This is a genomic window from Lutimaribacter marinistellae (genome assembly GCF_042648365.1).
Taxonomy (GTDB): Bacteria; Pseudomonadota; Alphaproteobacteria; order Rhodobacterales; family Rhodobacteraceae; genus Lutimaribacter_A; species Lutimaribacter_A marinistellae.
Window position 1 is genome coordinate 480743 of the sequence record NZ_JBHRXI010000016.1, and the last position, 15041, is coordinate 495783.

Genomic DNA, 15041 nt, shown 5'->3' on the forward strand with positions numbered 1-15041 from the left:
GTGCTCAATGACACGCCACAGGGGATGCGCATTGAAACCGCTCTGGGCATCAATGAAAGCGTATGAACACACCCGTATGTGCACGGCAGAACCGCTTCAGTTCAAGTTGATCGCATCCGGACGTGCCAGACGGATTGAGGCGAACATTTCGGCGTAGGAGAGCGTGCCGAACCAGTTGCAGCGTCTCAAACGTCTGCGGCGAGCTTCGCTGTTCAAATGTTCGCTTCCTATGCCAGAAGGTCAAACAGTTCGCCGCCGATCTGCAGGTTGATGCTGGACTGACCTTCGCCATCGACCAGCGCCCACATGATCTGTCCGGACGGTCGATAGATCACGAATGCCTCCTGCACGGCGTCATCGCCTGAACGCTCGCCATCGGCGGTTGCGGTATGTGCGAGATTGACCTGGAATTGATCCGCCGTCGCGGTCTGGCCAAAGACCAGCATGTCACCCTCGGTCGCATCGTAATCCTGCACCCAGTCCGAGCCGTGATCGGCTACGCCAAGATGGAAGAACCGGTCCGCCCCATCCCCGCCGTTGATGCGGTCGTAGCCGAAGCCGCCGTTGACGAAATCGTCTCCCGCTCCGCCAAAGATTAGGTCCGATAGCGCGCCGCCGGAGATTGCGTCATTGCCGTCCTGGCCTAGCAAATCATCGGCCCCGAACCCGCCGTCGAGCGTATCGTTGCCCTCTTGGCCAAAGATCTGGTCGTTGCCGCCACCGCCCTCGGCCCGGTCGTCGCCCGAGCCGGCAAAGATCACGTCGCGCTGGTCGGCTTCGTGGCCGCTTGGACCGCCGATGATCGTGTCATCTCCATCCCCGCCATTGAGCGTGTCGGCGCCGATGCCGCCGTCGATCTGGTCGCCGCCTTCGTTGCCGATCAACCGGTCGTTTCCGGCCACGCCCGATATGGTATCGTTCAGCGCTGCGCCCACGAGTACATCATCGTCGGGAGTGCCCTCCAGCAGGAGCGGTCCGGGCTCGACGAGACCGGTTGCGGAGCTGGTTACGCTTTCCGCGGTGTCGCGCCCGTCTGTGTATGTTACGCGCAATGATATCGCCGAGCCGAGGTCGGCCTCGACTAGCGAATAACTGTTTGCCGCGGCCCCATCGATGGGCTGACCGTCGCGCAACCAAGTATAGCTGAAGGCGCCGAGCCCATCCGCGTCTGACAACCCGGTCGTGTCTGCCTCCAGCGTCTCACCGACCCGCGCTGTACCTATGATCTCAACAGCCCCAACTGGCGCGGAATTGACGGCCTCGACGGCGGTCGTCGTGTTGCTTCGTACGCTCTCGGCCGTGTCATAGGCGTCGGTGTAGCGAAGTTCGGCGGCAATTGCGGCCCCAACGTCAGCGTCGGTCAGGGTGTAGGTTGCAAGACCATCACCGTCTGGCGTGACCGCCGTTCCTTCGATCTCGACGCCGTCACGCAACCAGTAGATACCCGGCATCCCGGCACCCATTCCATCCCGGTCGGATATACCCGAGGCGTCCGCGGTAAGTGCCTCGCCCACCCGCGCCTCGCCGGTCAGAAGCAGTTCCCCCTCGGGCGCATAATTGCGCGGCACCCCGGCCAACGTCAGAGTGCTGCCGTCGGTCAGGGTAAGCAGCCTGTCCTCACCATCAGTGCCGACTGTGAAGCCCGCGCTTGCCACACTGTCCGTGCCAACGTCGAAATCGCTGACGGTATCGTTGCCACCGCCAGCAAGCAGGTAGATCCCGTCGGCACCATCACCGGTCACAATACTGTCGTTTCCCGCACCTCCGTTGATCACGTCGACACCAGGCCCGCCCAGGATCGTGTCGTCACCGTTGCCTCCATTGAGCGTGTCTTGCCCGTTCCCGCCGACAAGGGAGTCGTCGCCGTCCAATCCTGTTACACTGTCATTGCCATCCAGCGCGTCTATCGTGTCGTTTCCGGCGGTACCTTCCAACACATCGTCCCCCGGCGTGGCCGGGGCTCGCGCAAGGGCTACCACCTGGGCATATGTCAGGGTCTGGTCCGCGAATTGCAGCTGTTCGGTTGTGTTGTGAACGGTGTCCACGCCCTCGGCCGAGGTGATGAACAGATTGAACGCGTCCGCTGCGACCTCAATGCCGGTACTTGCGACGTCGAACTCGGCCGTGTCGACGCCTTCGCCGCCACGCAGCGAGTCGTTGCCTTGCCCACCCGAAAGGGTATCCGCGCCGGTTTCGCCAAAGAGCGTGTCATCACCGGCTTCGCCGGTCAGAGAGTCGTCGCCATCGCCTCCGCGCAGCTCATCGTCACCGTCGCCGCCAAGCAGCGTGTCGTCACCGCCGAGACCTTGCAATGTGTCGTGGCCACCCAGACCTTGCAAGTTGTTGCTGCCGTGGCTTCCGACACCCGAATTGTCGCCATCGGTCCCGATGCCGGTAAGGTCCGCATCGGACCCGGCCAAGGAGAAATTCTCGATCTCGGCGGTGAATGTCCGTAGATCCACGTCGAACACGGCGCTGACAGTGTCGTTACCTTCGCCTGCATTCTCGACAACGATATCGGACGGTTCACTAAGGGTGAAAAGGTCGTCGCCAAGTCCGCCAACCATCGAGTCGATGCCACCGAATCCGTTCAGGCGGTCGTCACCGTCTCCGCCGAGCAGGGTGTCGCTGGCACCGCCGCCGCCGAGAACGTCATTGCCGCCCAGACCGCTGAGGCTGAGCGCGATGGTGCTATCCTCGGGAACGCGCGACTCGATGATCACATTATCGAGGTCGTTTCCGGTGCCGGTATGCGCCACCGGTCCCCTCAACACCAGGTTCTCTACATTTGCACCCAAGACATAGGATTCGATCCACTGGACGACCGTATCCGTTCCTTCATTGACCTGCTCGAGGGCACTATCGCCGGTTTCCGTGACAACGAACACATCGTCGCCAAGCCCGCCGACCATGGTGTCATCTCCGGCATCGCCCAGAAGGTCGTCGTCGCCTTCACCCCCGATCAGCGAGTCGTCGCCCGCGCCGCCTTCGAGCCGGTCATCTCCGGCCAGTCCGTCGATGGTATCGTTGCCGCCCAACCCCGGCAGCGTATCGTTGTCGGTCGTGCCGGTAATGGTGTTCGCCGTATCATCCGCCGAGGATACGATCTGGCCGCGGATCTCGCCGCCACCGAAGGAGGTCGTGTGGATGTTGAAGTTAAGGGGCATGTCTGTGCCCGGCGGCGTTGTCCCGAACCACGGGACGTAGGGATCTATTCCCTCGCCGCTTTCCCATACACCGCTCATGGTCCAGGAACCGTCAGGGTTCAGACTTGCGGTCAAATCATCGTCCCCGAGAAATGCAAACACGGGAGGGCCATCCTCTCCGCGTGCGCCCTCATGAATATGTGCGTTGGTTACATCGTCGGCGGTATCGTCGGTGATCCGGGCGTCAAAGCCGGGCAAGATGGTGCCGAAATCCAGCCCTGTGACTGTCAGGCGGTAGGTCAGCGTGCCCGTGGTCGGCTCGAATATCCCGAAGCCCGTGCCCGAGGCGGCAGATCCTGTACCGATACCGGCGAGGGCTTGCGCTTCATCAACGGCGATCTGATAAATCCGCCTAACCGGAGTAGGCGCCATCGCCATGACCTGCGCATAACCGAGCGTTTGATCGTTGAACTGGATGTGCTCCACGTCGTCCATGACTGTATCGACACCGCGGGCCGAGGTTGCGATCAGCGCATTTGTGCCAAGTACGACGGCGATGTCTGCGCTGTTCACGCCAATCTGCGCAAAGTCCGTACCTTCCCCGCCGGAAAGGGAGTCATCGCCCAAGCCGCCAAACAGGGTATCGTCGCCGTCGCCGCCGGAAAGCGTGTCATTCCCGGCCTGACCAACGAGATTGTCGGCGCCGCCTAAGCCCTCAAGACGATTGGCGCCAAAATTGCCGCCGATAGTATTGCTTGAGTCGTTTCCGGTGCCGTTGATGAATTTGACGTCCGTGACGCTGAATGTGTCTCCCACCAGGATCAGATTTTCGAGATCATCAGACAGGGTATAGCTGATCGAAGAAGTCACGCGGTCTGAACCTTCACCAGCGTTTTCGGTCACCACATCGTCGACAGAGTCGACGTGGAAGACATCGTTGCCGGGGCCGCCGATCATGGTGTCGTTGCCTTCACCCCCGATCAGCGAGTCGTTGCCCGCGCCGCCTTCGAGCCGGTCATCTCCGGCCAGTCCGTCGATAGTATCGTTGCCGCCCAACCCCGGCAGCGTATCGTTGTTGGTCGTGCCGGTAATGGTGTTCGCCGTATCATCCGCCGAGGATACGATCTGGCCGCGGATCTCGCCGCCACCGAAGGAGGTCGTGTGGATGTTGAAGTAAAGGGGCATGTCCGTGCCCGGCGGCGTTGTCCCGAACCCCGTCGCGAACGGATCTATTCCCTCGTCACTTTCCCAGACACCGCTCATGGTCCAGGATCCGTCAGGGTTCAGACTTGCGGTCAGATCATCATCCCCGAGAAAAGCGAACGCGACGCCACCATTTGCCCCGCGAGCGGCATCATGAATATGTGCCGTTGTCACATCGTCGGCGGTATCGGCGGTGATCCGGGCGTCAAAGCCGGGCAAGATGGTGCCGAAATCCAGCCCTGTGACCGTCAGGCGGTAGGTCAACGTTCCCGCTGTCGTCTCGAATATCCCGAAGCCCGTTCCCGTGGCAGCAGAGCCTGTACCGGCAGCAGCGTTGGCTTGCGCCCCATCAAGCGCGAACTGAAAAATGTTGGTCATTTTGTCCCCCCGAACTGTCACGCTCGGCGCGACAATCTGGCGCAACGCGACAATTCACCGCTACGCGACATATTCGAAAACATCAATGAATTTCTGGGATCGGAACTCATCGATCAGGTCGTCGCGTCGTGTTGCGCCAGTCGGAAAATGCGATCGGAAATATGAGCATTCTGCCCAGTAGGCTGGCCGGTTCCAACGACGCGCGAGGACAATGCATAGGTTCCGTTGGAGGTCGATGGCCGATGTTCACCACCGTCCAAGTCTCGGCTACGAGCGGCTTTCATTCGTAGAGCAGCATCACACCTGGATCATTTACTCACATGGACCGCGCCCCGGTTTGGGCTTAGGGGCCGGACGCAACGCGTTGGTGTTATGAAAGCGGCGCATCATCTACTGCGACTATGCCATTGCTACTGATCGCTTCGAACAAATCCTCAAAGCCTTGCTCGACCATGCGCGCGGTTTCTCGGTCCTCGAAATCGAAGCGGAAGACACCGCGTACGTTAGCGCCAAAGATGACGACATCGTCGTGAAAGAAGTTGGCCACCCAAGGCTCGCGGCCGTCTGCAATGCGCTGCGGAGCGAATCTGCCGTCGTATAGCTGAACACCTCCGAACTCTTCTGCGATGGCTTCGACGAACCGTTCAAGGTCGCCAAACCGGCCCTGAGACTGGCCGCCATCCGTTGTCAGCCCATACTCGAACACGTCGTCATCAAAAAAGATGCGCAGATCCCCGATATCGAAGCGGAAATCAGTGGCATCGTTCGCGACCACATCCTTGTCATCAATCCGGGTCAACATCCGTTCGAAAAAGGAGTCGAACCGGTCGGCTTGGCGCGCCTTGTCGAACTGGATCTCGTAAATCCCGTCGATTCCGCTGCCGGAGATGACCACGGTGTTGGCGCCGGTCACATCGCTTTGCGGACCGTTGCCGGACGGCAGGGCCTGATCGTCGATGATCCCGGCCGCTATGATTTCGCCGCTAAAGAGCTCTGCCGAGCGCGTCAGTAGGTCGTCAAATTCGTTGAATTTCTCGCGCCCGCGGACATCCTTGCCCTGGACAAAGAAATCGTCGCCGTCGAAGCCAAACCGATTTGCGCCGCCATTGGTGTTCATGACAAATGAGAACCGGCCACCGGTGTTAAAAAGATCGTCGTCGCCGGTAATGCTCAGTGCGATCTCTCCAGTGTCCTCTCCGCCATTTCCATCGCTCACCGTGTAGGTCGCAGTGCCAAGCGACGCCGTCTCGTCGCCGGCGAGATAGGCGAAGGTGCCCGTCGGGTTCAAAACGATTCCTTCACTGCTCACCGCAGCACCTGCATCGGAAACGACGCCTGCCAAGTCAATCGATAACAACGAGATCGTGTCGCCGTCGGCGTCCGTGACCAGTGGTGATCCGTTGTCGCCATCAATATTCAACGCAGTCGTATCCAACCGGATCGTGGTCGTCCTGTTGTATTCCACGACACGAGCGATATCGGCTGCGACAGGCGCTATATTCGAGACACCATCGAGGCCATCAATAGTGACGGCAACGCGCCCGTCGAAACTCCCGTCGGCGGTCTGGAACAGGATCTTGAAGGCATCGAGTGACCGCTCGCCGTTGTTTAGAGCATCGAAAGCCCCGTTGGGGTCGTAGGTCAACTGGCCGTTGGGCAACAGCGTGACAAGCGCGCCCGAGGCCAGCGTGATGCTTGTGCCGGTGACCGGGTTGAGCGGAGTGCCCTGCGCGTCCTGCAAGTCGGCAATCTCGGCGATAGTGATCGCGTCCAACACGTCGGCGTCAATACCGTCAAAGATGTTCTGAATCGCAACCGTTTCCTCGTCCGTGTCGATTTCGAAGACGCCGACATCAGGCGCCTCCTGTACGAGGACGAGACGTTCGTCGAACTCAGACTCATCGATCTTGCCGCCGCCAAGCTCGCCCAACAGCCCAGCCTGTCCACCTTGGGCCTTGGTCTGCACCTCCGCGATCTGCTGGCGCAGGGCGCTGAGATCTGGGTTGGGTCCGGCATTCTCTGCGATGTCGAACATTTCGCGGTTGGAGCCCGCGATCACTTGCGCCGCCTTCTGCGTGGCTTCCGGGCTCACACCTGCGCCGATCTCGGTGATCAAAGCCTCGATGAGGGCAGGATCGGTCAGATCGAGCGGAGTCGAGGCACCGCTCACTTCCCCGACCAGCGCAGCAAGGGCGGCAGGTTCCGAGCCGCCGCCCGAGGCGCCGTTGGACAGCTCAGCGAGTTGCACGAGCGTGGCGTTGACCGCCACCTGCTTGGCGTAAACATCCAGCGCATCGGCGTTGCCGTTCTGCAACTCGCCTATGGTGTCAAAGCTGGAGATGTCGATGCCAAGACCAAGCGCGGCTTCGACCTGCGCAGCAGCTGTATCGACACTTGGCTTCGGAACCGAGGCTCCGAGAAGCCGGGCGAACACGTTCTCAAGCGTGTAGCCATAGCTTGTGTCTGATTGTTCGAAGGCGATCTCGTCCGCAATTGCATCCCTAGCCGCGACGCCTGTGCCACTTACACCGGCAATCGTAGTGTTGCGAAAAACGAGGTCGGCCACTGCAGCGCCTAGCCCGACCGGTGTCTGACCGATGGCCAGTCCTGCCGTCTCGATAAGCGCTGTCAGCCGCGCGCCATCGCTGAGATCAATACTCGTGCCTGCTTTCACCAGCGTTGCAAGCGCATTGACCAGAGCAATTGCACCCTCCTCGCGGAAATCCGGGCCGGAGGCGTTGAAATTGCCGCTGATCAGCTCTCCGGGCGTTGGGTCATTGGCATCGCCCAGCGTATTGGCGCCGAGGATGATCAGGTTTTGCAGCTGCGCCAGAACCTTGAAGACCTCAGCCGCGTCGCTATTGCCCGCGAGGATCCCCGCAAGCGGATCGCCGCCGCGCAGATCAAAGGCGGCCGGCAGGCCGAGCGCGCTTTCCAAGCTCGTCTCAACCGCAGCAGGGTCGATCGGCGCAAGCTCGATCGCCAGAAGTGTGAGAGGCGAGGCCACGGTCCAGCCAGCCGCCGTCACATATGGAATGACTTGGATGTCGCCCGTATCGAGGTCGTAGCCATCGAGTACGATTATACGGCCCTCATTGGGGTCGATGACACCATTGCCGTTGTGATCGTAGACTTCCAGTGGCACCGCGAGATCGAAGAGGCCGATATCGGGGTTGTTCGGGTCCGCGCCCGTGATCGTGAAGGGTTCGTCGGGGTCGCGGACGCCACTGAAGTTGGCATCGAAGAAGGCCACGCCGCCGATGATCGGGCCGTCGAATACCGTCGAGATCGAAAGGCCGTCGGCGCCATATTCGATGCGTATGAGTTCCTTGGAGACAGAGAAGCTGCCGAGCTTCACGCCGAATGCGCGGGCCTCGCCAGCTGCGTAGGCCGAGATCGCGCCCGCGAGATTGAAGAGGTTCCATGGTGTCGCCAGATTGGCGCCGATCTCGGAAATCGCGCGGATTTTGCCGTCGCCGGTTCCCGAAGCTTCGCCCGTGTCGCGGAAATCGACGGTGGCGGTGCCCTCTACGCCCGCACGTACGTAACCCTTGGCAACCCAGAGGTTGGCCTCGACCCCGCCCGAGAAGTCGAGCGTCGCAACGATCTCGGGTACGTCCTCGCCGTTTTCGTCCACGTCGCTGACGAACAGGCCGTCGAAGATGCGCCACGACTCAGACGGAAGGAAGTCGAAGCTCGCCCAGTCGAAAAATCCTTGGGTATCGAAGCCAAAGGCGAAGTCCGCAAGGATACTGGCATTCACGCCGAGATCGCCCTTGAGCACGCCGAAGACATTGAAGCCCACGCCGAACGACGCGCCAACCTCGAGTGCCGGCACGTCGAACTCAAAGAGCGAGACATCGGTGGTGCCGGTAAGGAGATCGAAGACACTCTCCGCATCGGTCAACAGGGGGAAGGACAGGAATTCGTTGCCGCGCAGGTTGTTGAATAGTGCTTTGGCTTTGGACGAAAGCGTGGTGCTGTTGTCGATCTGGGAGCCGACCTGACCGGTGCCCGAAGAGGTCGATCCGTTCTGAACGCCGGACTTCGCATCGTCGAAGTCCGGATCATTCGGATCCGCGTCGAAATTCTCGTCGCTCAGGCCCAGTTCGAATGAGCCAAGATCGATTATGATGTTGGTGCCGTTGGCATCGGCATCGTCGAGCAGGTCGATGATGTCCGCCGAGAGCTGGGCGATATTGTCGATGGCGTTGACAAAGCCCGAGACCCGCGTCGTGCCGCCGCCGAACGCCTCGAGCACCTCGACGAGGGAATCCGAACCGTCACCGTTGCTGTCGATGGTCGTTCCACGGATGCGATCGATGCCGAGCCGGTCGAAAACGACGATATCGGTCTGAAGAATGTCGATGACCGGGCGCAGCGGATCGATGATCGCGTCGATCCGTCGAAAAACCGGGTCGGCGAAATTGGTCAGGAACTCGCCGGTATCGACCTGTATCGTATTGAACGCCAGCGTTGGTGCGGCGCCGATCTCGAAGACGCCCTGATCATTGAGTTCAAGAGCTGTCCATGTCCCGTCGAGGTCAAAGCCGAAACTCGGCAGGACGGCATTGGCACCGAGCGTGGTATTGACGGCAAGGCCCAGACTGGCCGAGGCATCAAAGCTTAGCCCAAAGACGTCGCTCGGGCTTGCTGCAGCAAAATCGTCGATGGCGACGCGGGACGTGCCGTCGTTGCCGTCGAGATCGTTGAGTGCGAGCCCGAGATTGACGCTTGCGCCGGTCAGGCTGTCGCCCTCGTCGTCGGTTCGGTTGGTCGCCTCGATACCCAGAAAGCCTATATTGCCGCTCGCCGCGAAGCTGTCATTAAGCGACGCGCCGACGCTTGCGGTGAAGCCCGTGGTCGCGGTGTCGAGGAAGAAGCCCTGTTCCTCGCTTATGCCGAAGCCCAATGCCAGTTGGTAATTGAAGCTTGGATCGATGGTCCCCTCGACGTTGAAGCCAACGGCCGGCACTCCGAAGTCGGCGCTGAGCGGCAGGCTGGTCGCGTATTCGTTGCCAAGCGTGATGTCGAAAGCTACTTCGCCAAGACTGATCGTCGGTGTAACGGTGGCGTCGAGTGTGATGCCGGCGGTGCTGAAGGCGGTTTCGATGCCATTTGCCATTGCAGCGCCAAGGGCAGCGATGGATCCGCTTTGGTCGTTGCGTACTATGTCTACGAGCACGCTGGTGAAGGTTTCGAAGAAGTCTGGCAGGACAGCACCCACATCGAATAGCGGCAATTCCAGGTTGAGCGTGCTATTGACCGTCGTGGCGATGTCGGTGAGTGCAGTGCTCAGACCGTCTGCCAGCTCTGCGCGGTTGGCCAGTTCTTCCACGGTGACCGCCAGGCTGTCGCTAAGCACGTCGTATTTCGGATCGGCGCTGATCGCGTCGATGCCCAGCGTGTAGGTCGCATCACCCACGTCTGCGTCTTCGAGCGCAGTGAGCGCGACGGTCTGCGGTATGTCCCAGGTCTCAGGTGTGAACAGCAGATCGGCGATCGGCTCAAATTGACCGGTGTCTCCGGTCACGCGGATCGTCACAGTCTCAGTCGGCTGACTATCGAGAACGATGTCGAAACTGTCGTTGCTGCCGCCTTCGACCACTTGGGTGCCTCCACCCGTCTCCGTGATGGTCAGACCTTCGACATCGTCCTCGACCACATCGACGCTGAGGCTTGGTGCGCTAAGGCCCACATATTCCGGTGAAACGGTCGTGAAACCCTTGATCAGGTCGACAGTGAAGGGCTCGCCTGCGATGTCGTCGCTTACGACTTTGGAAAGGGTCACTGTCTGGGGTGTGTTCCAGTTCGAGGCATTGAACACAAGCTCGGTCGCGGTGCCGCGCGCCGCGCCATCTACGTCTATGTTCAGGGCACCGGCGTCGGTCGCCGTGGGCCAGGCGCTGTCGAGCTGTATGCGCACCTCGGATTGCGGCTCGGAATCGAGTTGGACGGTGAAGCCATCGCTGTCGGCCTCACCCTCGACCACCGTTGTGTCAGCACTGTCCAGCGGCGTAACGGTAAAGCCGGCAGCGTCGTCCTGTGTCAGGGTAATTTCTGGGATCGTAGGCAGGTTCAGACCATCGAAATTCGGATCCGCGCTGGTGACCGTGTGTGCGATCTGGAAGTCCGAAGGCGACAGATTGGTGTAATCGACGTCGTCTTCAATCCGTGCGACGGTGAAATTGCCCGACAACGTTCCGGCATTCAGCACGAGGTTACCGTTGCCATCGTTATTGGAGGGGGTGAGGGCAAACTGCGGTGCCGGGGTCGGCGAGAGCACTTGCGCAGAGATGATCACATCCGCCGTCGGCGCGGCCAGAAGCGTTATCGAATAGCTGTCATTGGCGGTCGACCCATCCTCGGACAGGAAGATCCCATCATTGACGAAAACGATTTGCGCAACGTCACCGTCCACGGTCTGCACATCCACCGTCCGCGGGATCACCGGGAAAACGGCCGTCGGGTCGTAATCGGGGTCCGAACTCGCCACGCTGTGGGTTATCTGTTCTAGCCCGCCGTTCGAGCCGGGTATGTCGTCATTGCCGAGTTCGAGAATTACAGTCTGTGGCGTGTCCCAGTTTGCCGATGAGAAGGTCAGGCTTTGGGTGGCCGAAGTCGGCTGAACATTGCCGCCCGCATTTACCATCACGGTGACATCTGCTGTCGGACGGCTTGTAAGCTGGATCGTGTAGCTGTCGCTGCTGCCTTCGGGGATGATGGTGGTTGCCCCGCTTTCGAGAACAAGAAAGCCCGCCTGATCGTCGTCGAAAATCGAGACACGCTCGGAAGTTTTGGAGCCAAGCTGGTAGTTGGTTCCTGTGTCGAGAGTGATCGTCAGTTCCTCGAACGGCTGTTCGTCGAAATCGTCAAAGAGCGGCGTGATCTCGAGATTGGCGCCGGTCACGCCCGCGGGAATGAAAATCGTACCCGGGAGATTGAAAAAGTCGGTGCCCGGCGTGGCGGTCTGTACCGACGACGTGGTGGCCCCGCTGACGGTGTAGGCAACCGTCAGCCCGCCAACCGGCGCAGGCGCGCTCAGGATGATCGGCACGAACGCACTGATGAGGGACTCCTCTGAGGCCGCGCTGGCGGTCCCTAGGGTGGCGGACGGCGTGTCGTCGTCGACAACCCGGACTGTTGCGTCTAGGATGTTGAGGGAGGTTGGATAATCGGTCGTGCCGCTGCTGATCGCGTGACTGATCAGCGCGCCCAACGTTCCTTCCACGTCTCCATCGTCCACCGCGCGCACAGTTATGGTTTGCGCGGTGGTGTCGCTCAGGGTGATCTGCCCGGCCGAGGCAAAGGTCGCCCCGTCTGTGGAAACCTCCACATCGGCATCTGGTGCAAGGTCAATGGTGACCGTCCCACCGGGGTCGGTGGCAAGCCGGATTTGGTAGGTCGCCGTCTGGGCCAGATCGGCCTCGCTCACCGAGCCGGTGACATCCGATACCAACACGCCGGGCGAGTCGTCATCGACGTTGGCGACCTGGATGTCGGTTACGGGGCTGCCATCCGTTCCGAAGAGATCGACGCTGCCGACGACATTTACCCCGAAACTGAACGCGTTGAATTCGACGATGGTCGCAGTAATCCCCGCAAACTGCGTGCCATCGGCGAGCGCATCGTCCTGCCCTTGGAATCTAGCAGTTTTCAGGACGTCGAAATCACCATTGGTGTCAGAGAAGATCAGGCCTTCGTTGTCTCCTTCGTTGGGGCGGAACACGATCAGATTGTTTGCCGTGGCCGCCGAAGCGGGCAGGACTGCAGCGGCTTCCGGCGAGACTGTGCCGAATTCGAGCATGAGATCGATGAAATCGGCCGTGCCGCCGCCGACTGCCCCGGCAGGTTCGGTAAATGGTGTGGCGACGGTGACCTCGGATGTGTCGTCAGAGGAAAAGGCGACGACATAGATCCGGCCATCGGGTACCTCGGCGGTCAGCCGGACAGTTGCCTCGGCCGTGGTTCCGGTTTCGTCGGTAGTGACATCGACGGCCGTGACAATTGCCTTGAGCGTATCGTTGTCCGCAAGCGTCGCCATTGCAGTGGCTGCGGCCGGGTCGACATCGTAATTGCCGTTCGCACCGCGAACGGATGCGGGCGACAGTGCGATGTCGAAGCTTACATCGCCTTCGACGATGATATCGTCGAGACTACTGATCAGAATGTCACCCTGCGTTTCCCCTTCGGGGATGAACAATCGGCCGCTGAGGGGCACGAAATCATCGGGACGGGCGGCAGCGAATGGTCCGTTGAAGGTCGCGGTGTAGCTCACCGTCAGACCTCCTGCCGGGGCTGCCTTTGCCACGCCACCGCCATCGGTCAGAAACACCGTCGCGAGCGCGGCATCGCTGCCCGTGGCGCCTTCGCTTACTGTTTTGCCTGCTGAAAGGCCGACGGTAAAAAGCAGATCGGCATCGTTGTCAGCGACCGTAACATCGAAAGTCGACGTCGTACCGAGCGTGTAGCGCGCGCCACCATTGTCGATGGTCGGCGCGACAAGCTCTACCGCGAAGGTTTCGAGCGGTTCGACGATCACGTCGTCGGCGACCGTGAATATGCCCGTCGCGCTGGTGGCCCCTTGTGCGAAGGTGACAGTTTTGGCGACCGGATCGGCAAAGTCGCCGGTACTTGGCACCTGCACAAGAGCAACAGGGGGCAATGACGGCGGTACGCCACCGTCAACGGAGATCGTTACGGTCAGATCGACCCCGCCTTCGCTCAGAGCCGTTTGAGCGCTGGAAATCGACAGCGCGGGAATTGGATCGTCATCGCCGATTACATAGGTCGCGACATTGGTCGAACCGACCAGGTAGCCGGCATTCGAGGGGGAGGCGCTCGGAGTAGGCGGTTCGAGCGAAAGCACGATGGACTCGTCGCCTTCGGCCAGCGGATCGTTAACCACGCCGACCGAAATCACCGCGCTGCCGCCATAGGCAACGACTGCGCTGAACCGATCGCCGCCTTCGGCCTGAACCTGCGCCGGTCCGCCAAGTGTCACACTGTAGTCGGTGCCACGCTCGGCCGTACCCGAGATGGAGAAGTGGACCCGTGTCGATGTACCGGCGGGCGTGTCGGTGCCGGAAAGCGCAGGCAGACTCAGGGTAAATGCCGGCACGGAGGAGGCCGCTGCTTCGGTCTGGCTTGTCGTCGCCGTGACCGTTACCACCGGGATACCGGCCTCGAAGGCGCCGAGATCGGCCACGCCGCCATTGTTGATGCCAGTCAGGTCGACCCCGCGAATGGCGCCACGACCATCGGTGAGTTCAGAACTGGTGTTGGCGTCGAGTGCCGGGTTGCCGGCATTCGTATTGAGCGCGACCGTCTGAACAGGTCCGCCGTTGTCGGCAAGGATGCCGGTAGGTACGCCCGAGGTGCTGGTCGTGCCCTCAAAGACTTGACCGAGGCTTGAACCGACCAGCGTCAGAAGGTTAGGGCCGGTCTCGGTAAACGTACCTGAAACATTACTCTCAGTCGGTGTGGTACCCTCGTTGCTGATGATGAGATTACCTGAAAGGTTCAGGGTTCCGGCTGACGCGTTCGCGATGCCTCCGCCACCGACGCCACTGCGGTCGTCGTTGCCGGTAATGGTGCTGTCGATGATCGTCGCCTGACCGGCATTGTAGATCGCGCCGCCCGGGCCTTCGGAGACGTTACCCCAGAAGGTCGATCCTTTCACCTCGAGTGTCGCGCCCTCCTGGTTTCGTATTGCACCGCCTTCGCCACCGCGCACTGTGAAGTTGTTCTTGAATAGTGAGCCCTCCACCTGCAGCGTGCCCGCATTGTCGATCGCGCCGCCGTTGGTGGCTGCGGTATCGAAAAAGGTGCTGTGCCGAACCGTCAGATCGCCGCCGGCCAAGACCTCGATCGCGCTCGGCCCGCCGAAAGCGTTGGTCGCCTGCGTGAAGTTCAGAGACTCGATAACCACCGTACCCGTGCCGTCGATTACGAAGGCGGAACTGCGGTATCGTCCGTCCAGGGTGACATCCGCACGATCGTCGCCGTCGATATCGCCGTCGATCGTTATGTCGCCAGACAGGCGCATCGCAGTGAAGTTCGTGAGAGTGACACCCTTCATGCTGTCGTCGAAACGGATGGTATGGGCTTCGCTACTGTCCGAATTTGCCGCCGCAACCGCTTGATTGAGCGTAAGTCCCGTTGCACTGACCACGAATAATGCCATTTTGACCTCCCCGAGCGTTCTTCCTTTTCAGGCAAACACCAGTCAGACCCGGCGCATGATGCCGTCTGACGCGTGAGGGACGTCAGCGCGCGGCAAGACCGAGGACAGACAAGCGCTTCACGAAGTTC

2 protein-coding genes are annotated in these 15041 nt (G+C 60.8%); both read right to left on the reverse strand.

Translation table 11 applies throughout. From position 1 onward, the window contains the following. Positions 1-227 precede the first annotated feature (227 nt). On the reverse strand, positions 228-4727 hold the full coding sequence (locus ACFORG_RS16380) for a beta strand repeat-containing protein (protein WP_386736585.1): 4500 nt from the start codon (positions 4725-4727) through the stop codon (positions 228-230). A 370-nt stretch (positions 4728-5097) separates the two neighbouring features. Then, the gene (locus ACFORG_RS16385; protein WP_386736586.1) at positions 5098-14913 is read right to left on the reverse strand and encodes a beta strand repeat-containing protein; all 9816 of its coding nucleotides are present in this window, start codon (positions 14911-14913) and stop codon (positions 5098-5100) included. Positions 14914-15041: the final 128 nt, after the last annotated feature.

Coding starts and splice junctions, on each gene's coding strand:
- ACFORG_RS16385 (WP_386736586.1), bottom strand. CDS start 14,913: ATGGCATTATTCGTGGTCAGTGCAACGGGACTTACGCTCAATCAAGCG.
- ACFORG_RS16380 (WP_386736585.1), bottom strand. CDS start 4,727: ATGACCAACATTTTTCAGTTCGCGCTTGATGGGGCGCAAGCCAACGCT.